The sequence below is a fragment of the Balneatrix alpica DSM 16621 genome (genome assembly GCF_000619885.1).
Taxonomy (GTDB): domain Bacteria; phylum Pseudomonadota; class Gammaproteobacteria; order Pseudomonadales; family Balneatricaceae; genus Balneatrix; species Balneatrix alpica.
In genome coordinates, this window is sequence record NZ_KK211039.1 from 229,237 (window position 1) to 251,361 (window position 22,125).

The following is a 22,125-nucleotide window of genomic DNA, read 5'->3' on the forward strand; positions in this document are numbered from 1 at the left end:
AAAGAGTAATTAAGCTGGCAGCCCATTGTTTTTGTTCTAACTTGTAACTGTCTTTTTACCATCGGGATGGAAACATGGATACCCAGCACAAACAGAAAATCGCGATTTTGGGTGGTGGCGTTTCTGCAATCACCGCCGCGTTTTCTTTAACCAGTGATAAAAATTGGCGCGATCGATACGACATCACCCTGTATCAGTTAGGTTGGCGGATTGGCGGGAAGGGGGCCAGTGGACGCAATCTGCAGGATCATGATCGCATCGAGGAGCATGGTATTCATGTTTGGTTTGGCTTTTATTACAACGCTTTCCACAACATGCGTCTTTGTTATGAAGAGCTGGGACGCCCAGCGGATGCGCCCTTAGCAACCCTAGAGGAGGCTTTTGTTCCGCACCATAGCACAGCCTTTGCACAGCACTTTGAGAAAAACTGGGCGCAGTGGCCGATTGAGACCTTTGCTTTACCTGGCAAGGTGGGGGAGGGCTGGAATCCGGAACCCCTGATGGACGCGTTGGCCAAACTGGTGGCTTGGCTGTTGGAGCATACTGGTATGGACACCCAGGGCCAGCATGGTGGCTTGCCCTTTTTGCAGCGCTTAGAACAGGAAATGACGGAGCACCTTGATACAGCGCTGCTTGGGCAACTGCGTCAGGGGTTGCAGCAGGTATTACAGGGACTGCAGGCGGCACTACCTCATCAAGGCTTGATTGATCTACTCCAAGGTGTCCGCCAAACAGCTCATTTGCTGACTGCTCCGTTTGTGGCCCATCACATTAAAATTGCACGGCTATGGATGATTCTCGATCTGGGGTTGACCGCCCTGATCGGTATGCTGGTGGATGAGGTCTATGCCAAGGGGTTTGACTCCCTGAATGATACTAACTTTGTCGATTGGCTCGAGAAGCATGGCGCCTCTCGTTTGACCTGTGAAGGGCCACTGGTGGCCTCGATTTATGGTGGGGTATTTGCATATCAAGGGGGCAAGCTCAGTCAACCACGGGTGGAAACCGGCACCCTGATGCGTGCAGGCTTGACGGCAGTGAGCTGCTCTAAAGAGTCTTTTATCTGGCGGATGCAGGCAGGAATGGGGGATGTGGTATTTGGCCCCTACTATGAGGTGCTGAAGCGCCGTGGTGTGACGTTTAAGTTCTTCCATAAAGTGGAAGAGTTGATACCGGCACAAAATGCGGAAAGCTTCTTTATCGACAAGATTAAACTGGTTGAGCAGGTGCCGCTGGCCAAGCCGGAAGAAGGCTATGATCCGCTGGTGCCGGTTAAGGGCCTGCCCTGCTGGCCCTCCACGCCCAAATATGAGCTGATCCGCAAGGATGTCGCGGAGTTGTTACAACAACACCAAATTGATTTGGAGTCCTCCTGGACGGATTGGTCCAACTATTATCAGCAGCCAGAAATAGTGCTGGAGCAAGGTAAAGACTTTGATCTGGTGGTACTGGGTACCTCGATTGCAACCTTGCCGATCATTGCTCCCAAGTTGCTGGCGCAGGACAAAAACCTCAACACCATGGTCAATACGGTGCAGACGGTGGCGACCCAGGCCGGCCAGCTGTGGCTGAACCGTAATATTCAAGAATTGGGTTGGATTGGCTATCACGCCGGGGAAGAAGCTCCGGAAATTCTGGGCTTTAATTATCCCGACTGGCGCAGTGGCAAGTTCAAACCGTCCCAACAGGCGGCGATGGACTCCTGGGCAGATGTCAGCTATCTGGTCGAGCGGGAAACCTGGTCAAAGGATGATGCACCTAAAGACATCAGCTACTTCTGTGGTGTCTTTGATGAGGATACGCCCCCTCCGCCAGGGCCGAATCCGGCCTATCCAGCCAGTCAAAAAGCCAAGGCCAAAGCCTACTTTAAGGAGTTGCTAGATCAGCCCCTATTGCAGCTGTGGCAAGAGGCAGGGCTGGATGGGCACTTTAACTGGGATTTGCTGGTGGACCCCCAGGGCGGTAAAGGAGAAGCCAGACTGAATAGTCAGTATTGGCGTGCCAATGTCGATCCCTACGAGCGTTATGTGCAATCTGTACCTAACAGCTCGAAGACGCGGTTGCCAACCGAGGGTTCGATCTTCGCTAACCTCTATCTGACTGGCGATTGGATCGGTAATGGTTTCAATATGGGCTGTGTGGAGTCGGCCACCCTGTCTGGATTGCAAACCGCCCGGGCAATACGTGGCAGTACAGAAGTGATTCCCTTAGAGGATCTATTTATTCCTCGCTAAGCAAGCGCTCCCTGCTACTCAAGAGCAGGCCCTGTTAAAGGGCTTGCTCTTGCAAATCTGCCTTATGGCAGGGAAGGCGGATAAACAGGCACTCCATCCTGCTCATAGGTCAATAAAAAGGGTGAGTTATTCCACTGTGCGGCGGCCTGATACAGCTTGCTCAAATGCGGCAGAATAATGTCTCTATCGAGAATTCTGACCTCTAGCGCCTGAATGCTGTGACCCGTCCCTTCAATTAGCGGGCGATCTGCTTCGGTTAAGGGGTAGTGGTTAGGGTAGAAATTGGTCAGGTGCACAATAAAGTCAACGGCAAAGCCCCGTGGATCGGCAATCCATTTGCCGATATTGCCAAAAATAGTGGCGTCCTCCACTAGCGCCTGGGCAAACAGCAGGCGATAGAGGGTGATATTGATAAACTCCCGCTCCAACGCAATTTCATCGGCCATATAGGCCTGTTTGGCTTCAAACCCCGCCAGAATGGTGGTGTTATGGGCGCGATACCAGTTCGTAGGGGTGGGGTGAGCTAAAAAGTTTAGCCAGGCCAGGGTGGCGGCAGGGGTTTCTGCGGTGGGGCTGACATCCTGCTGATCCATTAAGCCGGCGAGTTCGGAATGGAAGATAAAATCCAGGTTCACATTGCGCCACCAGTGGCTGCCCGCAGGGTTGGCGCTCATAGGGTTGAGTACCCCGCGGCGGATTTCCCATTTCAAGAACGCCAGTTCTGAATCGCCATAACTGAAACCATCCTGACTGCTAAAACCATAGCGTTGATAAAACGCCTGGCGGGAAGCGAGCCGTGCTTGAGGATTGTCGGCAATCAGCGCGCAAAGCGCCTGGGCTTCAATCACCAACTCTTGGTAGCTGGGCATGTAAACATCCTTTTGTTAGGTAAGCGGATATAGCCTAGAAGCTCGTGCAGAATTCGCCAGCTGGTTAGTCGTGGTCAATAATTGTGCAGTTGTTAAATAGATTGACTACCCAGGAGTATGGCGATGACTGCAAAAATCCCCCCTGGCTTTGCCGGGATTACCCCCTATCTGTATATCCGCAATGCGGCAGAAGCGATGCGTTTCTATCAACAAGCCTTTGGTGCAGTGGAAACCATGCGCCTGGCCACTCCCGATGGCAGTGTTATGCATGCAGAAATGCGTATTGGTGAGGCGCACTTTATGTTGTCGGAAGAAATGCCGGACATGGGAGCCAAAAGCCCCGCTAGCCTGGGGGGCGCCGGCGTTGGACTGATGTTTTATGTCGAGGACGTCGATGCCCTGTTTGATCAGGCCTTTGCCGCTGGGGCAACGGTGGTGAGACCGGTGATGGATCAGTTCTGGGGCGATCGGATGGGCACATTGGAAGACCCCTTTGGCCACAAGTGGAGCCTAGCAACCCATATTGAAGATGTTTCCCCGGAGGAGATACAGACGCGTTTTGCCACCTTTATGCGGGAAGAAATGGGGGAGGGGTGAGTTATCGCCGACTGCGCTAATAGGGTGCAGTGGTGAGATTAGGCTGCTGTGCAGGATGCAAAATGGTGCGTAGCAAAGCCAGATAGGCTCAAAAGGGGGGGACTGTTTTCCCCTGCATGGCGGCTATCCTGCATCCTATAGGTTGTTTTAATAGATTGGCCTGCTCTTTGCTTGATAGCGCTTAACAACTCGCGACTGAACAAAGGCGTTCACTCCCATTCGGGAGGGACGCCTTTTTTATTGCGGGGCACTTTTAACAAGTGATAAGCCTAGCGGAGACAAGTGATGAGCCAAGTTGAGAAGTTCAATCTGGCCTCCTTCAGCGGCAAGATGAAAATCCTGCACCTGAGTTGGATGGCGTTCTTTATTACCTTCGTGGTCTGGTTTAACCATGCCCCGCTGCTGGCAGCGATTGGCAGCAGCCTGGGCTTGACCAGCCCGCAGGTAAAAACCCTGCTGATTCTTAACGTCGCTTTGACCATTCCGGCCCGGGTGCTGATTGGCATGTTGACCGACAAATACGGCCCGAGGATTACCTATGCGGCATTGCTATTTTTGGCCAGCATTCCCTGCTTCCTGTTTGCCCTCTCCACCGACTTTGCCCAGGCGGCGATTTCACGCTTCCTGCTGGGCTTTATTGGTGCAGGTTTTGTGATTGGCATTCGCATGGTCAGTGAATGGTTCCCGGCCAATGAACTGGGCACCGCAGAAGGTATCTACGGCGGTTGGGGCAACTTTGGTTCAGCCGCCGCGGCGATGGCCTTGCCCACCCTGGCATTGTGGTTTGGTGGCGATGATGGCTGGCGCTATGCCGTGGGCGTATCCGGTCTGATGAGCTTGGCTTTCAGCTTTGTCTGGTACTTCAATGTGTCTGACACCCCCAAAGGCTCCACTTACTTCCGCCCGAAGAAAATCGGTGGCATGGAAGTGACCTCCAAGGGCGACTTCTTCTTCCTGCTGATTATGAAGATTCCCATGTATGCCGCCCTGGCACTCTTGACCTGGAAGCTATCTCCCAAGGGCGTCTCTTTGATCTCCAGCCAAGCCGAGCTGATTATTTACCTGGTACTGGCACTGATTTATGCCTATGACAGCTGGAAGGTTTATGAGGTCAACAAAGAGATTTTTGTGACCCCGGTCCCTGAGCTGCACCGCTACAAGTTTAAACAGGTGGCGGTCCTCAATGTGCTCTACTTCTCTACCTTTGGTTCCGAGCTGGCGGTGGTGTCGATGCTGCCATTGTTTTTCTCCGAAACCTTTGGCCTGGAGCCGGTAGTGGCAGGTTTGGTGGCCTCGGCCTATGCCTTTATGAACCTGATGTCACGCCCCGGTGGCGGTTGGATCTCCGATCGCTTTGGCCGTAAGAAGACACTGCTGATTCTGACAGCGGGTCTGGCGGCGGGTTACTTCACCATGAGTCTGATCGACTCCAGCTGGCCGCTCGTGCTGGCGGTAGTGGCGGCGATGGCCTGCTCCTTCTTTGTGCAGGCGGGAGAGGGGGCGGTGTTTGCCGTAGTGCCCTTGATCAAGCGCCGTCTGACTGGGCAAATCGCCGGGATGACCGGTGCCTATGGTAACGTCGGTGCGGTGTTCTACCTGGCGGTACTGGCATCAGTCAGCTACTCCACCTTCTTTATGGTGATTGCTGCGACGGCTTTGCTGGGCTTCCTGGTGCTGTTGAGCATGGAAGAGCCCAGCGGCCAGATTGCCGAAGTCGGTGAAGACGGCAGCGTACAGCTGATTAACGTAACCTGATCACGAGAAGACGCCATGAGCCTATCCCTTGAAGTCCACTTTGGTGGTTACTCCAGCGCGGGGCGTAAAGCAGAGAATCAAGATGCCTTTGCTGCCCGTCTGGCGGAGCCGGTGAGCCGCGATTTCAAGGGGGCGGTGGCGGTGATTGCCGATGGGGTGAGTAGTTGCGCGCGGGCGATGGAGGCCAGCCAAACCAGTGTGACCTCCTTCCTGCATGACTATTTCAGTACCCCCGATGCCTGGGGGGTGAAGAAGTCAGTGGTGAAGGTGCTGGAGAGTCTGAATTCCTGGCTGCACCAACAGGGACGGGCCGCCTTGCCAGACCCGATGTTGACCACCTTTAGCGCCCTGGTGCTGAAATCCCAGAGCGCCCATCTTTTCCATGTCGGGGACACCCGCATTCAATTGCTGCGTGACGGGCTGTTGGAATGCCTGACGGAGGATCACCACCTGCAGGAGGGGGGGCGCTCCTACCTGAGTCGTGCCCTCGGTGGTTCCGCCCATTTGCAGGTGGACTACCGCAGGGTGGAGGTGAACAGCGGCGATATCTTTGTGCTGAGCTGTGATGGCGTGCATGAGTGGGTGTCCCCCAGTCATATTCAGGCGGTGGCGGCCAATAATGCCCTGAGTTTGGAGCAGCGTGCCCGCCAATTGGTGGATTTGGCCTTTGCCAGTGGCAGTGATGACAACCTCAGTTGCCTGCTGGTGGAGGTGGTGAGTCTGCCCCAGGCCAGTCTGGATGAAGTACATCGTCAACTGACCGAGTTACCTATCCCCCCAGTGCTGGAAGTGGGGCAAAAACTGGATGGTTATCGGGTTAAGGAAGTGCTCTTCAATGGCACCCGCAGTCATCTTTATCTGGTCGAGGATGACGAGAGCGGGCTGCGCTGTACCCTCAAGGCTCCCTCGGTCAACTTCCGTGATGACCCCGTCTATCTGGATGGTTTTATCCGTGAAGAGTGGGTGGGGAAGCGTATTCAGCACCCTAATGTGATGCGAGTGTTGACCAGCTCGCGGGCAAAAACCGGGCTTTACTATTTATCCGAACACATTGAGGGGCAAACCCTGCGGGAGTGGATGCATGACCACCCTGAGCCCAGCCTGGCGGAGGTGCGTCAACTGACTGGGCAGATTATTAAGGCGCTGCGGGCTTTCCAGCGACTGGACATGGTGCACCAGGACTTAAAGCCGGAAAACCTGATGCTGACCCCCCAGGGGCAAATCAAGGTGATCGACTTTGGCACCGTGCGGGTGGCAGGGGTGGCGGAGTCGGTCTCGCCGCTGGATCGTACCCTGCCCCAGGGTTCGGTAAACTATGTGGCCCCTGAATACCTATTAGGTGGGCAACCCAGTTTTAAGGCGGACTTGTTCTCCCTAGCGGTGATTGTCTATGAGATGCTCTGTGGCAGCCTGCCGTTTAAACAAACCGCCGATCCCTATGCCAGTCCCCGTCATTTTAGTGCCTGGAAATACCAGCCCATCCGCCATAAGCGCAGCGATATTCCACCCTGGGTGGAGGCCTGCCTGCATAAGGCATTAATGCCCAATCCTAAATGGCGCTATGAGGCACTATCGGAATTTGAGCAGGATTTACAGGTGCCTAACCGGACCCTGGAGGCACGTTTTGAGCAGGCCCCCTTGATTGAGCGTAATCCTTTAGGCTTCTGGCAACTCAGTTGTGGGGTATTGGCCGCTGCCCAGGTGGCGCAGTGGCTGTATTGGTGGCTCCAGGGGTAAGTGGAGGGGCTGTCAGTGCGCTAAAGTGGTGCGCCAAATTGGTGCGTATCACCGTGCTGCTGCGCTGATTCGGTTCTTGCGTGCCTGCCATGCGTCCAGGCAAAAGACAGTGGTAAGGGGCCTACAGCCAAGGCAAAGCAGGCAAAAGTGGGCAAAGCGGCGAGCAGAGCAGCATCCTGGGGGGAACCAGAAACTTGGCATAGATTCTGCTTTGTTTAACGGGTGATGATTCCTCTTGGCTAGCGGCCAGACCGATAGCCGGCAGGTAAAGGATCAGGGAGCGTCGGGGGCGTGACTGACAGGAGTCAGCCAGCCTGGGCGCGGTGACCACCGCACCGGAGGTGCAGTGTTAACCAAGGAGTCAGGCTTGCCCGCTTACCTCAGAAAGGTGGGCAGGGTAAGCAAAGATCTGCTCAGGCTGGTGAGTGAGCAGAGCGAAGCCCGAACCGAGTCCTCCACCAATGGCGGGCGAGGGTTCCACTCTGGTTTTGGCTTCATTCAACCCCTTTTGTTGTCGCAGACAACAGTCGTAGGCAATGGCGATAGGCGATTGCCTGAGACCTGGCTGTGTGGGGAGTCGATCAGCGCCTCTTGTGCAGGGGGCGTGGCAACAGGTTTTTCTTGAACAAAGGCGTTCTTCCGTTGGGAGAGCGCCTTTTTTTATGCGAGGTGAGCATGGGGAGTACCCAGCGCTTAGTCATAGTAGGCAACGGCATGGCCGCCGGGCGTTTGCTCGATGAACTCAAGGCCTATCCGCACAGCCCCTACCAAATCACCCTGATCGGGGATGAGGCGGCGGACGGCTACAACCGTATTTTGCTTTCACCGCTGCTGGCGGGGGAAGAAGACCTGGATTCTATCCGCCTGAAACAGGGCGAGTGGTATCAGCAGCAGGGCATTGAAGTCATCAAAGGTGAGAAGGTGATTGGCGGTGACCGTCAGGCCCGCACCCTGCAAACCGATACAGGGCGCTGCCTGGGCTATGACCGGCTGATTCTGGCCACTGGCTCGGCCCCCATCATGCTGGGCTTGCCCGGTGAAGAGCTGGAAGGGGTGATGGCCTTTCGTACCATCAAAGATGTCCAACGTATGCAGACGGTGGCCAAGCCCGGCGCCCGCGCCGTCGTGATTGGCGGTGGCTTGCTCGGTATTGAGGCCGCCTATGGTCTGCTGCGCCAGGGCATGAGCGTCACCCTGGTCAATAAAGCGCCCTGGTTACTCAATCGTCAATTGGATCAGGTCGCCGGTGGTTATCTGGCCCAGCATCTGCAACAGCGGGGACTGGCGCTGCGTCTGGATGCCGGTACGGAAGCCTTTATCGGCGAGCAGGGCAAGGTGACGGGGGTCTTGCTGGAGGATGGCGAATTGTTGGATGCCACGCTGGTGGTGATTGCCATTGGCGTTAAACCCCTGACCGAGCTGGGCCAGCAACTGGGGCTGGAGTGTGGCCGCGGCATTCTGGTCAACGATCAGCTGCAAACCAGTGATCCTCATATTTTTGCCCTGGGGGAGTGCTGCCAATGGCGTCAACAGGTGTTTGGCCTGGTCGCCCCGATTTGGGATCAGGCACGGGTGCTGGCCGCCAGCCTGCATGGCGAGACGGCCAGTTACGCCTATCAAGACAGCGCAACCAAATTAAAGGTGTCCGGCATCGATCTGGTATCCGCCGGGCCCATCGAACAAGGCTGCGATTACAGCCTGACTTTTGAAGACCGTGAACTGGGTTTCTACCGTTGCCTCAACCTTAGCCAGGGCAAGATCCAATCCCTGGTGCTCTATGGGGATGTGGAGGATGGCAACTGGTATCTGGACCTGCTGCAGCAACAGGCAGATGTAACTGCCTTGGGTGAACAACTGATTTTTGGCCGCGCTTATTGCGGGTCAGCACTAACAGGAGAACAGCAATGACACGCGCAAAGCTTGTGGTGGTTGGCAACGGTATGGTGGGCCACCAGTTCTTGCAGTCACTGGCAGAACAAGGGGGGCTGGAGCAGTTTGAGGTGAGCGTGATCAGCGGCGAACCTCGGCTGGCCTATGATCGTGTGCATCTGTCGGAGTACTTCAGCGGTAAGAGCGCTGAGGATCTGTCGATGGTGGCCCCCGGCCAATACGATGCCTGGGGCTTGCAGGTATACCTCGGCTCGCCGGTCAGTAGCATTGACCGTCAGGCCCGCAAGGTGAGCCTGGCCTCCGGCGTAGAGCTAAGCTATGACGCCCTGATTCTGGCTACCGGCTCCTATCCCTTTGTGCCGCCAGTGCCAGGCCATGAGCGCGAGCACTGCCTGGTCTATCGCACCATTGAGGATCTGGAGGCGATTGTCGCCTCGGCCAAAGATGGCAAGGTTGGCGCCGTGGTTGGTGGCGGTTTGCTGGGGTTGGAAGCGGCCAAAGCCCTGCGCGATCTTGGCTTGCAGACCCATGTGGTGGAGTTTGCCCCGCGCTTGATGGCGGTACAGCTGGATGAAGCTGGCGGGCAGATGCTGAGGCGTAAAATTGAAGACCTGGGGGTACAGGTTCATACCAGCAAAAACACCCAGGTGATCGAAGATGGCGAGCAGTGCCGCCACAAAATGGTATTTGCCGATGGATCTGCCCTGGAGACGGATCTGGTGTTGTTCTCCGCCGGGATACGTCCGCAGGATGCCCTGGCGCGTCAGAGTGGGCTGGAGGTAGGTGAACGTGGCGGTATCGTCGTCAATAACTACTGCCAGACCTCTGACCCGGCGATTTACGCCATTGGTGAGTGTGCGCTCTGGAACAAGCAGATTTTCGGTCTGGTCGCCCCCGGCTATCAGATGGCCAAGGTGGCGGTCAGTCACTTGCTCGGCGGCGAGGAGCAGTTTACCGGCGCCGATATGAGCACCAAGCTCAAACTGATGGGGGTCGATGTAGCCAGCATTGGCGATGCCCATGGCCGTAGCCAGGGCAGCCGCAGCTATGTCTATGTCGATGAACCGGCGGAGGTATACAAAAAGATTGTGGTGGATGAGACCGGCACTTACCTGCTGGGCGCCATCCTGGTCGGCGACGCGGAAGAATACGGTACCCTGTTGCAGTACTGCTTGAATGGCATGGAGCTGCCGAAACAGCCTCAGTCGCTGATTTTGCCGGCGGGTTCCGGGGAGAAACCCGCATTGGGGGCAGCGGCTCTGCCCGCCACCGCGCAAATCTGCTCTTGTCATGGGGTGAGCAAAGCGGATATCAGCGCCGCGGTGGAAGGCGGTTGCTGTGATGTCGCCAGTGTGAAAGCGGCGACCAAGGCCGCCACCGGCTGTGGCGGCTGTACCGCGCTGCTGACCAATGTGGTCAACTACGAGCTGGAATGCCGTGGTGTCGAGGTAAGTACCGATCTGTGCGAACACTTTGCCTATACCCGCCAGGAGCTCTATCACCTGGTGCGGGTGGATGGCATCAAAACCTTTAAAGAGTTGATCAGCAAGCATGGTAAAGGCCATGGCTGCACGGTCTGTAAGCCCGCCGTGGCATCGATTCTGGCCTCCTGCTGGAACGAGCAGGTACTGGATAAGAAGCATGTCAGCCTGCAGGACACCAACGATACCTTTCTGGCCAACATGCAGAAGGACGGCACCTTCTCGGTGGTGCCGCGCATCGCCGGAGGGGAAATCACTCCCCAGGGGCTGATCACCATTGGCCAGGTGGCCGCCAAGTACAACCTCTACACCAAAATCACCGGTGGACAGCGCATCGACATGTTTGGGGCACGGTTGGAAGACTTGCCGGAAATCTGGCGTCAGTTGATTGATGCCGGTTTTGAAACCGGTCAGGCCTACGGCAAGTCCGTGCGGACGGTGAAGTCCTGCGTCGGCTCCACCTGGTGTCGTTACGGTGTGCAGGACTCGGTGGCGATGGCGCTCTACATCGAGAACCGCTACAAGGGTCTGCGCTCTCCGCACAAACTGAAGTTTGCGGTATCCGGCTGTACCCGTGAGTGTGCCGAAGCCCAGAGTAAAGACGTGGGCGTGATCGCCACCGAAAAGGGCTGGAACCTCTATATCTGCGGTAACGGCGGAATGAAGCCGCGCCATGCCGAGTTGTTTGCCAGTGATATCGACTCCGAGACCTTGATTCAGTACATCGACCGCTTCCTGATGTTCTACATCAAGACCGCCGACCGCTTGCAGCGGACCTCTGTATGGCGTGACAACCTCGAAGGCGGGCTGGAATACCTGCAGGAGGTCATCATCAACGATAGCCTGGGGTTAGCAGCGGAGCTGGAGCAGCAGATGCAAGCGGTGGTGGATACCTTTGTCTGCGAGTGGAAAGCCACCATTGAAGACCCGGAAAAGCTCAAGCGTTTCCGCCCCTTCGTTAATGCGCCTGAAGCCAAGGATGCCGGCATCGTGATGGTGGAGGAGCGTGGTCAGCCGCGCCCGGCCACGGCGGAAGAAAAACAAGCGCTGATTCCTATGCGTAAAGTTGGTTGAGGTAGTCAAGATGAAGCAACAATGGATCAACGTATGCAGCCAGCAGGACCTGGTGGAAGATGCGGGCGTTGCCGCCCTGGTACAGGAGCAACAGATCGCCCTGTTCTATCTGGCTGAGACGGCGCAGGTGTTTGCCCTATCGAACCAGGACCCGGTGACCGGAGCCAATGTGATCAGCCGTGGCCTGATTGCGGAAGTAAAAGGGCGCCTGGCGGTCGCGGCACCGTTACTCAAACAGCATTACGACCTGCACAGTGGCCAGTGTCTGGATAAAGAAGAACTCAGCCTGCAGGTATGGCCTGCGCGGTTAGACAACGGCCAGGTGCAGATTCTGATCTAACCCTTCCCGTCTCACGGGTTTGGAGTTCACCCCCGCTAGTCGGGGGTGTTTTTTATCCGCTTGTGGCAGTGTGGCAAGTCTATTCACTTCTTGTTCTATGCACTCACTATCGTGGAACCTTGCCTATGAGGGAAGCAGGTTGAAAGGTTGGTTTGTGCAATTATCACATATGATCTAATATTTGTGCATATTGCACATTTAAGCCTGCTAGCTAATAGGTCATTGTCATGACAGCACTGTTACAACACCCCCCCCAAGCGGAGGCCGTATTGGCCAAGGCGGTTTTGCGCGCCGCCGAGCAACTGGGGTTGAAGCAAGCGGAGTTAGGGGCGGTACTGGGTATGCATCGCACTGCGGTTAGCCGTTTGAAACAAAGCCCGGCATTGAGCCCTGCCTCCAAGCAGGGGGAGCTGGCGCTATTGTTGATTCGCCTGGCCCGGGCGCTGTTTGCCTTGGCTGGGGGGGATCAACAGTGGATGCAGCATTTTATGCGCACTGTGAATCGGGTCACCGGCGGGGTGCCAGCGGAGCAGGTGCAGAGTATCCAGGGGCTGATCCAGGTGCTGCAGTTTGTCGATGCCATTCGGGGCAAGGTGTGAATCTGTGGCAGCAGTGTGCGGGCGCACAGCAGATTCGCCCCCTGAATGGCCGACTGTATCGGCTGGTGGAGAGCCAGGAGCAGGTCGCGACCCTCGGCTATGTGGATACCTTGGCAGAGCAGGCATTGCTTGAAGACCTGTTGGAACAGGTTAAACCGCGCCATTTAGAGCCCAATGTAGGTGAGCTGCATTACCTGCTGAAAAGTCCTTTTCGTTATCCCCCGCTGCAGTGGGGTTCGCGCTTTGGCCGTGTGCATGAGCCGAGTCTGCTGTATGGCGGCGCCAGCGTGGAGGTAACCCTGGCGGAGTCGGCCTATTACCGCTTTATCTTTTGGTACTCAATGCAGGGGCCAGCGCCGAAAGCGAGCCTGCGTACCGAACATTCGTTGTTTGCCGTAGGTTATCGCTGTGAGCGCGGGGTGCAGTTACAGCAGCCGCCTTTTAGTGAGCATCGGGCACTGCTCTGTCACCCCTGTGATTATCAAGCCACTCAGGCTTTGGGCAGTGCGATGCGTGAGGCGGGGGTGGAAGCCTTTGAATATACCTCGGCGCGCCATCCGCAAGGGGGCAGCTGTGTTGCTCTCTTTACCCCTGCGGCCTTGGCCCAAAATAAACCCAGCATGTTAGCCCCCTGGCTATGTGAGCTGAGCCAGGAGCGGGTCAGCTTTAAGGCGGTGGGGCAATCCCAGCTCTATCACTTCAGTCTGAGTCAGTTTGAACACCAGGGTCAGTTGCCCTGGCCTGCCTGATTTGTTGCAGCAAGCGCGTGGCCGCACCCGAGAGACGGACTTTTTTGTGCCAGGCGGCCACGATGGTGCGGTTGATCTCATATTGTTGCAGGGGCAAACGCACCAGTTCCGGCCCAAGCATGGCCTCAGCTAACAGGCTCCAACCTAAACCCACCTCGGTTAACATCTTCAGCGCCTCCAGATAGTTGGACGGCTGACGCAATTGCAGGGCAACGTGATGCTCGTTAAACAGGCTTTCCAGAGCACGGCGCAAGTGGGTGTGGTTACCGGGCAACAGGGCAGGGTAGTGACTCAGGTCACTCAAGCTTAGGTGGCTTTGTTGGGCCAGTGGATGGGCGGGGCTCACACAGAAACACAGGCGTTCGCTAAACAGTGGTTGATAGCAGAGGTTGTGCTCATGCAGCGGCGGGTCGGTGATAAAGGCCAGCTCCAGCTCACCGGTCAGTAATTGTTGATGGGCCTCTGCCGACTTTTTGAAATCCACCGCCAGCTCAACCTGGGGGTAGGCCTTGGCGAACTCAGCTAATAAGGGCTTGAGGTAATAGAGGCCGATATGCTGGGTGGTGGCCAAATGCAGGCTACCGCCAATGCCCTGTTGCAGGGCTTTTAACTCCTGTTGCGCTTGCTCGGCCTGCTCCAGCATCCGTTGCGCATGGGGCAGGAACAGTCTTCCCGCCTCGGTCAGCAGGGTTTTGCGTCCGACCCGGTCAAACAGGCTGACGTTGAGTTCGGTTTCCAGCACTTGAATGCGTTTGCTTAAGCCGGGCTGGGTCAGGTGTAACAGCTCAGCGGCCTGGGAGAAGGATTGCTCCCGAGCGGCCACCACAAAGGCGCGGAGGGCGGCTAGCTGCATAATTCATTACTCATGGTTTTGGATTTGTCTAAAAAATGGAACTTTTTGTTTTGGATGGAGGCTGCTTACTATATCAGTACTTTCAGCTTCCGCCAGGAGAGATTGATGTCCAGCCCACTCGCTTCCCGTCCGCTATATGTTGATCCGCAGCACCCCTGGCAAGCGCCGCTTTTGCATCCGCAATTAGCCGAGGCGGTGGTGATGGTGCGTCCGCTGGATTTCGTCTTTAACGAGCAAACCGGCGTCGATAATGAGTTCCAGCAGCGTCTGGATTTGGCGCCGACTGAGATTACCCGCCGCGCCCTGACGGAGTTTGATGCCATGGTGGCGCGCCTGCAGCAGGCTGGAATTGAGGTGTTGGTGCTGGATGGCCATGCCGATCCTAACCCGACCCCGGATGCGGTATTCCCCAATAACTGGTTTACCACCAGTGCCGAGGGGGTGGTGCATGTTTACCCCATGTTTACTGAAAACCGACGCCAGGAGCGGCGGGTGCAGGAGTTACTACCGCTACTGTTGCAGCATGGCTTCCAGGTGAATGAGCTAAGTTGGGTGGGCCATCCGTTAGAGCAGGAGCAGATCCTGGAAGGCACCGGCGTGATGATTTTTGATCATCCGCGCAAGCGGGTCTTTGCTGCTTTGTCCCAGCGTTGTCAGCGGGCGCAGCTGCATAACTATGCGCGGATGCGCGGGTTACAGGAGGTGATTGCCTTCGATACCCGCTCCAGCCAGGGTAAGCCGATTTATCACACCAATGTGATGATGAGCCTGGGGCGGGAGTTGGCGATTATCTGCCTGGAGGCGGTGGTGCCTGAGCAGCGCCAGCAGGTGCAGGCTGCACTGGCTGAGCAGCATCACATTCTGGAATTGTCGATGGCGCAAATGGAGCAGCATTTCTGTGCCAACGTGCTGCAAATGCAAAGCCGCCAGGGGGTGCCTTATTGGGTGATGTCCGCCTCGGCTTGGCAGGGCTTTAGCCCGGCGCAACAGCGGATGTTAGAGCGTTATGGTGAGCCGTTGATCAACCCCATCCCCACCCTGGAGCAGGTGGGGGGAGGGAGTTGCCGTTGTATGCTGGCGGAGGTGTTTTTACCCCGTCAGGGTTGATCGTTCTGATCCTGAAACTCTCTGGCCTCCAGCCACAGGGCATTAATGATGCCAAGGCTGCAGGCCAGCAGTACCCCTAGTAGCCAAGCGAAATACCACATCGTCTGAACTCCTGTTTAATAGAGGCTATGGGAGTGGGCTTCGATATGGGCCTGATCCAACTTGCCCCACATGCGTTTATAGCACCACAGACTGTAGGCCAGAATCAGCGGCACAAAGATGGCGGCTGCAATCAGCATAAAGCCCAGGGTTTTGCTGCTGGAGCTGGCATCAAACAGGGTCAGGCTATGACTAATGACCAGGTTGGATGGCAGCACAAAGGGAAAGAGTGCCCAGCCTGCACTGAGCATAATGCCGATAATGCTGAGACTGCTGCCGAGAAAGCCCAACCAACGTCCCTTACCGCTGGCTAACAGCAGGCCCAGCCCCGCCAGCAGGATCAGCCCATAGCTGAGGGGGTGAGCATGATAGTTTGCCTGCCAACCGGGGTTAAGCAGATTGACCTGTTTCAGGGTAGGGTTGCCGGCTGTGGCCTCGCCGATCAGGCTCATGCCATTGATTTGGCTCAGCAGCCATCCACCTGCCAACAGGTAGCAGGCCAGTGTCGCTACCGCCGCCCAGCGGCGATAGCCCAGGGCCCGTTGGGCCAGCTCACCCGTGGTGCGCAGCACCAGCCAGGCGGCTCCATGGAGCACCAACATGCTCAGGCTCAGTAGCCCCACAATCAGGGCAAAGGGGTGTAACAGCTGCCAGAAGCTGCCTGCAAAGCTGGGGCGCAGGAACTCATCCAAGCGAAAGGGAATGCCATAAAACAGATTGGCAAAGGCCACCCCGAACAGCAGCGCCGGGAGCAGGCTGCCGCTAAACAGCGCCCAGTCCCAGCTTTGCCGCCAGCGCGGGTTGTCCAGCTTACTGCGATAGTCAAAGCCGACCGGGCGTAAAAACAGGGCAAACAGCACCAGCAGCATGGCCCAGTAAAGGCCGGAGAAGGCGGTGGCATACACCGGCGGCCAGGCGGCAAACAGGGCGGCGCCGGCGGTCACCAACCACACCTGATTACCTTCCCAATGGGGGCCCAGGCTGTTGATGATGATGCGTCTTTCCTGATCCGTGCGGCCCAAAAAGGGCAGTAGAATCGCCGCGCCGATATCGAAGCCATCGGTCAGGGCAAAGCCGATCAGCAGCAGGGCGATAATGCCCCACCAAATAATCTGTAAGGTATGGAGATCAAGCATGTTGGCCTTCCTGTTCAAAGTGATAGCGGCCGGTGTGCAGACTACTGGGGCCAAGACGGACAAATTTGATCATCAGGTACATCTCAATCACCAGCAGCAGGCTGTAAAACAGGATTAAGGCGGTCAGGCTGCCCTGCACATCCGCCAGACTGACGCTGGAGGCACCCAGGTGGGTGGGCAGGATGCCGCCAATGGCCCAGGGCTGACGGCCATATTCCGCAACGATCCAGCCGGCTTCGGCTGCCAGCCAGGGCAGGGGCAGAATTGCCACACAGAGACGCAAAAAGCGCGGATGCTGCTCTTGTTGCTGCTTGGCGCAGTAATAGAAAGCCATCACAAACACCAGCAGCATTAACAAACCACTGCCGACCATGACACGGAAACTCCAAAACAGCGGTGCTACCTTGGGGATACTGTCATCCACCGCTTGCTGGATATGGGCTTCGGAAGCCCCCACCACCGGCTCATGGTGACGTTTCAGCAGCAGACCATAGCCAAGGTGATCTTTGACTTGATCAAAGGCTTGGCGAGTAGCTTCGGACTGATCGCCGCTGCGTAGCTGCTGTAGCAGGGCGTAGGCCTTGATGCCCTCGCGGATGCGCTGCTCGTGCAGGATTTTCAGATCGTTAATGCCCAGCACCTGCTTATCCAGTGAGCGGGTGGCGATAATACCGAGCAGGTAGGGAATATGGATGGCATAGCGGGTTTGCTCGGTTTCATCATCGGGGAAGCCGAACAGGGTGAAACTGGCGGGGGCGGGCTCGGTTTGCCAAGCCGCTTCTATCGCCGCCAGTTTGGTTTTTTGCACATCCCCCAGCTCATAGCCGGATTCGTCACCCAGCACAATCACGGACAGGATAGAGGCCAAACCGAAGGCCGAGGCAATGGAAAAGGAGCGGCGGGCAAAGGCCAAATCGCGCTTTTTCAGCAGATACCAGGCACTGATAGAAAGCACAAAGACGGAGCCTGTGACGTAACCTGCCGCCACGGTATGGACAAATTTCACCTGGGCCACCGGGTTAAAGATCAGCTCACTGAAGGAGGCGACCTCCATCCGCATACTTTGGTAGTTGAATTCCGCCCCCACCGGATTTTGCATCCAGGCATTGGCAATCAATATCCATAGTGCTGAGAAATTGGAGCCCAATGCCACCAGCCAGGTAACCAGCAGGTGTTGACGGGCGCTTAAGCGCTCCCAACCGAAGAAGAACAGACCGATAAAGGTCGACTCCAGGAAGAACGCCATAAAGCCTTCAATCGCCAGCGGCACCCCAAAAATATCGCCGACATAATGGGAGTAATAAGCCCAGTTGGTGCCGAACTGGAACTCCATGGTGAGGCCGGTGGTGACCCCTAAAGCAAAGTTAATACCGAACAGCTTGCCCCAAAACTTGACCATATCCTTGTAGATGGTTTTACCGGTCATCACATAGACCGATTCCATAATGGCCAAGAGGAAGGACAACCCCATGGTTAAGGGCACAAATAAGAAGTGGTAAAGCGCAGTGATGGCGAACTGTAAACGCGACAGTTCAACCACTTCATCGCTAATCATGGTTAGGCTCCTGTGTTAGCGAAGGCGTGGGGCCAAGCAGGTGCTCAGCCAGAGGGGCGCTGGGGGCGTGAGGATCGGGGCTAAAATACAGCTGTTTAAGGGCCAGCAGTAACGTTAGCTTGATCAGCAAGACCCAAAGCAAATGTCGGGTGAGGCGATGGCGACGCAAAAATCCGCGCCAGGCGGTCATAAGGCGTTGAATGGGCACGGTGGAGGCTCCTGAATTCTTCCTTCATGCCAGAAGGGAGGTAGTCTACTTGGCTTTAGCTTGCAAAAAACTGTGACAAAATGACGCAGATTAAGGTGGCAGTGAGGGTAGTGGGGTAAAGGCAGGCCATTTGCCTGAGCCGGCTAAAGCCGGCAGACTGACCCGCTTTAGCGTCCGCCCAGGAAAGGAGAAAGCGATGCGTTCCCATGAGATTGATTACCGCATTCTAGGTGCCAGCATGCCGATGCTGGAGATCACCCTGGACCCGCAGGAAACCGTGATCGCGGAAGCCGGTGCCCTGACCTTTATGGAAGAGGGGATTCGCTTTGAGACCCGATTGGGGGATGGCTCTGACCCTGATCAGGGTGTACTGGGCAAGCTCTTTGCCGCTGGTAAACGTTGGGTCAGTGGCGAGTCGGTGTTTATCACTCACTTTACCCATGAGGGCAGTGGTCGTCGCAGTTTGGGATTGGCGGCACCTTATCCGGGCATGATTGAGCCGATCAATCTGGCGGAGCTGGGCGGCGGCTTGATTTGCCAGAAGGATGCTTTTCTGGCAGCCGCCAAGGGCACCAAGATTGATATCACCTTTAGCCGCCGTTTAGGGGCCGGCTTTTTCGGCGGGGAAGGCTTTATCCTGCAAAAACTTAGCGGGGATGGGCTGGCCTTTGTCCATGCTGGCGGCACCCTGGTTAAGCGGCGCCTTAATAATGAAACCCTGAGAGTCGATACCGGTTGTTTGGTCGCCTTTAGCCCTGGGCTGGATTACAACATTGAGTTGTCCAAGGGGCTGAAGTCGATGCTGTTCGGTGGTGAGGGCTTGTTTATGGCCACCCTGGAAGGAAGCGGTGAGGTGTGGTTGCAGAGTCTGCCTTTTTCCCGCCTGGCGGATCGTATCCTGGCCCATGCGCCGAGTGTGGGCGGCAGCAAGCAGGATGAGCGTTAAGCCTGTAATGGCAGGGGCATTTTGATGGCGTTGATGGAATCGTAAAACGGCGCTTGTGGTGACCATTGGCGTCATTATGGTGGGATTTGACGCCAGTTATTTGGCTAAAACTTAACTGGCGTCAAAAAGTGCAAATCTGTGACGAATAGACTGCTTGCCCTGCTGGAGCTGGAATAGAGTTTTCGGCACTTTCTATCCAATAAACTACTTACATGCAGGCGAATAACCATAAATTTCCTTATGCCTGTGCGAGCCAGGGCCACCTTAATGAAAAAGAATCTCCCCATCAGTGGAGTAGAAATCAGCTACTCCGATAAAGCCAACATTCTCTCTACCACGGATTTAAAAGGGGCAATCACCTACGTTAACGAAGACTTCATCAAAATCAGTGGCTTCGTTGAAGAGGAATTGCTGGGTAAAAACCACAATATTGTTCGTCACCCTGAAATGCCGCCAGCGGCTTTCAAGATGTTGTGGGATGCGATGAAAAAGGGTGACTCCTGGATGGGGTTGGTCAAAAACCGTTGTAAAAATGGCGATCATTACTGGGTACATGCCTATGCCACTCCGATCGAGCGGGACGGTAAGGTAGCGGAATATCAATCCATTCGTCGTAAACCGGACAGTGACAGCGTCAAGCGAGCTGAATGGCTGTACCCGCAATTAATGGATGGCAAAACTCCAGCCGCAATCAAGCCAGGCTTTTCCCTGAGCTTCAAATTGCAATGCGTTTTTTCATTACTGTGGCTGCTGAGTTTTGCGCTATTGGCTGGCGTAGCCAGTGACAGCTGGATGGTGATTACGGCAATAGGGGGAGTGAGTTGGTTGCTGGGACTAGGCTTGATCAGTTGGCAGTTAAGCCCCTTGACCAGTCTGGTGGAAAAGTCCAAGGCTGTACGTACAGACCCCGTCGCACAGTATGTGTATACCGGGCGCAATGATGATCTCGGCCAAATTGCACTGGCGTTGAAGTCCCTTGAATCAGAATCCGCCGCGATTGTGGGACGTATCGCCGACTCAGCGAATACCCTGGGCAAAGAGTCCCACAGCTTGAAACGGGCGGTGGACGACACTGCCTCTGGGGTAGAAAACCAATTTAATAAAACCGATATGGTGGCCACGGCTATCAATGAAATGTCGGTAAGCATTCAGGAAGTGGCAGAGAATGCCGGGCGCACCGCAGAGGCCGCTGCTCAGGCGCGGATGGAGTCAGATCGTGGTAGCACCGCGGTGATGAAAACCCGTGAGCGGATTGCCATTTTGGCAGAAGAGGTCAATAAGGCCTCCAGTGTGATCGAGAAGTTAGAAAACGATACCACCAGTATTACCAGCATCCTGGATGTAATCCGTGGGATTGCCGAGCAAACTAACCTATTAGCGCTAAACGCAGCCATTGAGGCCGCCCGTGCCGGTGAACAAGGGCGGGGATTCGCGGTGGTGGCCGATGAGGTACGTGCCTTGGCCAACCGTACTCATGAGTCCACCCAGGAAATTCAAAACATGTTGACCAGCCTGCAGGCTGGGGCACGTTCGGCAGTCTCGACCATGGAGGCGGGACAAACTCAGGCAGAGGAAACGGTTGCCCAGGTCGCTCACACCGTTGAAGTACTGGAGGCTATTAATCGGGCTATTGGCACCATTACCGACATGAGTGGTCAGATTGCCACCGCAGTAGAGCAGCAAAGTTCGGTTGCGGATGAGGTGAATGCCAATATCGTCAATATCCGTGATATTTCCCAGCACACCCGTGAACGGGCTGAGCACAGTGGTAGTGCCAGCCGCACCATGCAGCAACAGGCGCGGGGGTTGCAGGAGCTGTCTGCACAGTTCTGGAATAAGCGCTAAGCTTGAGGGCGCGGTAGTACTAAGCTGCGGCGCCGTTTGTCATGGTCGAAAAGGATAGAGGATGTTACGTCAGCGTCTGGCTGTACTGCTAGAACCCCAAGGAAGTAGCCATTGGAGTGGCCGGTTGGTCGACTGGCTATTGATTTTACTGATTGCCGCTAATGTGGTGGCGGTGATTCTGGAGTCGGTCAGTTGGTTTGCAGCGGAGCATCGCCAAGCCTTGCTATGGTTTGAGCGGGTATCGGTGCTGATCTTTACCCTGGAGTATGGCCTGCGTATATGGTGTGCGCCTGATACCCATGCGGAACAGCAGGATCTTCCCCCCCTCTCTCCGGGCAAAGCACGTTGGCGCTATTTGCGTTCACCTATGGCACTGGTGGATTTGATCGCCATTGTGCCTTTCTATCTGAGTGTGTTTTTCAGCCTGGATTTACGCTTCTTACGGGTACTGCGTTTATTGCGGGTATTTAAACTCACTCGTTACTCTGCCGCGATGCAGATGCTACTGGGAGTGTTTCGCGAAGAGGCAGGCCCGTTGGGGGCGGCTTTTTTTGTGCTCTTTATCCTGATGATATTAGCCTCCAGCGGTATTTATCTGATTGAGCATCAAATTCAGCCCGAAGCCTTTGGCAGTATACCTGCAGCCATGTGGTGGGCGATGGCGACACTGACAACGGTAGGCTATGGCGATGTGACGCCGATTACCCCTTTGGGGCGTTTTTTTGGCGGTTGCATTACCCTGGTCGGGATGGGCATGGTGGCATTGCCGGCGGGCATCTTAGCCTCTGGCTTTTCAGATCAATTGCATCGACGTCGGCAGGAGTACCAGCAGGCCCTGTCAGAAGCACTGGAGGACGGCCACATGAGCCACAGTGAAGCCAGTGAGCTGGAAGAACTACGCCAGGAGCTCGGACTATCAGAGAGCCAGGTGACGCTCTTGCAACAGAAGTGGCAACGCCGCCAGCACCGCTGCAGTTGCCCCCATTGCGGCGCTGAGTTGCCTTAAGCGCTCTTTGCCGCAAAAGGGGTTAACGAGGTTAGTCTCGTTTTG

19 protein-coding genes are annotated in these 22,125 nt (G+C 55.9%); 13 read left to right on the top strand and 6 right to left on the bottom strand.

Features of this window, described 5'->3' with window-relative positions; translation table 11 throughout:
• Positions 1-74 precede the first annotated feature (74 nt).
• Positions 75-2,234 carry an NAD(P)-binding protein gene (locus Q334_RS18795; RefSeq protein ID WP_035461317.1) on the top strand — a complete coding sequence of 720 codons (2,160 nt, stop codon included), beginning with the start codon at positions 75-77 and terminating at the stop codon, positions 2,232-2,234.
• A 62-nt stretch (positions 2,235-2,296) separates the two neighbouring features.
• On the opposite strand, the gene Q334_RS0110430 is transcribed toward Q334_RS18795, so the two are convergent.
• Entirely contained in the window at positions 2,297-3,103 is an 807-nt protein-coding gene (locus Q334_RS0110430; RefSeq protein ID WP_027313156.1) for a hypothetical protein, read from the bottom strand.
• Positions 3,104-3,226: 123 nt separating this feature from the next.
• Between Q334_RS0110430 and Q334_RS0110435 the strand changes: the two genes are divergently transcribed.
• From Q334_RS0110435 to Q334_RS0110470, 8 genes are all read left to right on the top strand, one after another.
• Positions 3,227-3,700: a VOC family protein gene (locus tag Q334_RS0110435; RefSeq protein ID WP_027313157.1), complete on the top strand. Its 474-nt coding sequence runs from the start codon at positions 3,227-3,229 to the stop codon at positions 3,698-3,700.
• 285 nt (positions 3,701-3,985) lie between these two features.
• A complete protein-coding gene (locus tag Q334_RS0110440) occupies positions 3,986-5,455 on the top strand; it encodes a NarK family nitrate/nitrite MFS transporter (RefSeq protein WP_027313158.1) in 1,470 nt (489 codons plus the stop codon).
• Positions 5,456-5,470: 15 nt separating this feature from the next.
• The gene (locus Q334_RS18800; RefSeq protein ID WP_051527711.1) at positions 5,471-7,192 is read left to right on the top strand and encodes a bifunctional protein-serine/threonine kinase/phosphatase; all 1,722 of its coding nucleotides are present in this window, start codon (positions 5,471-5,473) and stop codon (positions 7,190-7,192) included.
• Between the two features lie 675 nt (positions 7,193-7,867).
• Positions 7,868-9,100: an NAD(P)/FAD-dependent oxidoreductase gene (locus Q334_RS18805; RefSeq protein WP_051527712.1), complete on the top strand. Its 1,233-nt coding sequence runs from the start codon at positions 7,868-7,870 to the stop codon at positions 9,098-9,100.
• Positions 9,097-11,637, top strand: a complete 2,541-nt coding sequence (gene nirB, locus Q334_RS0110455) for a nitrite reductase large subunit NirB (RefSeq protein ID WP_027313159.1) — start codon at positions 9,097-9,099, stop codon at positions 11,635-11,637. The genes Q334_RS18805 and nirB overlap by 4 nt, the downstream gene beginning before the upstream one ends.
• A gap of 10 nt (positions 11,638-11,647) precedes the next feature.
• Complete coding sequence (nirD, locus tag Q334_RS0110460; protein ID WP_027313160.1) at positions 11,648-11,977, top strand: nitrite reductase small subunit NirD; 330 nt, start codon at positions 11,648-11,650, stop codon at positions 11,975-11,977.
• Positions 11,978-12,204: 227 nt separating this feature from the next.
• Positions 12,205-12,576: an MbcA/ParS/Xre antitoxin family protein gene (locus Q334_RS0110465; RefSeq protein WP_027313161.1), complete on the top strand. Its 372-nt coding sequence runs from the start codon at positions 12,205-12,207 to the stop codon at positions 12,574-12,576.
• Positions 12,573-13,325, top strand: coding sequence for an RES family NAD+ phosphorylase (locus Q334_RS0110470; RefSeq protein ID WP_027313162.1), 753 nt, complete (start codon positions 12,573-12,575; stop codon positions 13,323-13,325). The genes Q334_RS0110465 and Q334_RS0110470 overlap by 4 nt, the downstream gene beginning before the upstream one ends.
• On the opposite strand, the gene Q334_RS0110475 is transcribed toward Q334_RS0110470, so the two are convergent.
• On the bottom strand, positions 13,276-14,178 hold the full coding sequence (locus Q334_RS0110475) for a LysR family transcriptional regulator (RefSeq protein WP_027313163.1): 903 nt from the start codon (positions 14,176-14,178) through the stop codon (positions 13,276-13,278). The genes Q334_RS0110470 and Q334_RS0110475 overlap by 50 nt on opposite strands.
• A gap of 105 nt (positions 14,179-14,283) precedes the next feature.
• Between Q334_RS0110475 and Q334_RS0110480 the strand changes: the two genes are divergently transcribed.
• Positions 14,284-15,285 carry an arginine deiminase-related protein gene (locus tag Q334_RS0110480; protein ID WP_051527713.1) on the top strand — a complete coding sequence of 334 codons (1,002 nt, stop codon included), beginning with the start codon at positions 14,284-14,286 and terminating at the stop codon, positions 15,283-15,285.
• Here the strand turns inward: Q334_RS0110480 and cydX are convergent.
• The 4 genes from cydX to cydP are packed head-to-tail and all read right to left on the bottom strand — an operon-like array spanning position 15,276 to position 18,283.
• Complete coding sequence (cydX, locus tag Q334_RS20300; protein WP_027313165.1) at positions 15,276-15,386, bottom strand: cytochrome bd-I oxidase subunit CydX; 111 nt, start codon at positions 15,384-15,386, stop codon at positions 15,276-15,278. The two genes, Q334_RS0110480 and cydX, sit on opposite strands and share 10 nt — an antisense overlap.
• Positions 15,387-15,401: 15 nt before the next feature.
• Positions 15,402-16,520, bottom strand: a complete 1,119-nt coding sequence (cydB, locus tag Q334_RS0110490) for a cytochrome d ubiquinol oxidase subunit II (RefSeq protein WP_027313166.1) — start codon at positions 16,518-16,520, stop codon at positions 15,402-15,404.
• Positions 16,513-18,075, bottom strand: a complete 1,563-nt coding sequence (locus Q334_RS0110495) for a cytochrome ubiquinol oxidase subunit I (RefSeq protein WP_027313167.1) — start codon at positions 18,073-18,075, stop codon at positions 16,513-16,515. The genes cydB and Q334_RS0110495 overlap by 8 nt, the downstream gene beginning before the upstream one ends.
• Entirely contained in the window at positions 18,068-18,283 is a 216-nt protein-coding gene (cydP, locus tag Q334_RS0110500; protein WP_027313168.1) for a cytochrome oxidase putative small subunit CydP, read from the bottom strand. The genes Q334_RS0110495 and cydP overlap by 8 nt, the downstream gene beginning before the upstream one ends.
• Positions 18,284-18,479: 196 nt before the next feature.
• Here cydP and Q334_RS0110505 point away from each other — a divergent pair, with 196 nt between their 5' ends.
• From Q334_RS0110505 to Q334_RS0110515, 3 genes are all read left to right on the top strand, one after another.
• Positions 18,480-19,229 carry a TIGR00266 family protein gene (locus Q334_RS0110505; protein WP_027313169.1) on the top strand — a complete coding sequence of 250 codons (750 nt, stop codon included), beginning with the start codon at positions 18,480-18,482 and terminating at the stop codon, positions 19,227-19,229.
• Positions 19,230-19,496: 267 nt separating this feature from the next.
• Positions 19,497-21,074 carry a methyl-accepting chemotaxis protein gene (locus tag Q334_RS0110510; RefSeq protein WP_027313170.1) on the top strand — a complete coding sequence of 526 codons (1,578 nt, stop codon included), beginning with the start codon at positions 19,497-19,499 and terminating at the stop codon, positions 21,072-21,074.
• A gap of 61 nt (positions 21,075-21,135) precedes the next feature.
• On the top strand, positions 21,136-22,080 hold the full coding sequence (locus tag Q334_RS0110515; RefSeq protein ID WP_027313171.1) for an ion transporter: 945 nt from the start codon (positions 21,136-21,138) through the stop codon (positions 22,078-22,080).
• Positions 22,081-22,125 lie beyond the last annotated feature (45 nt).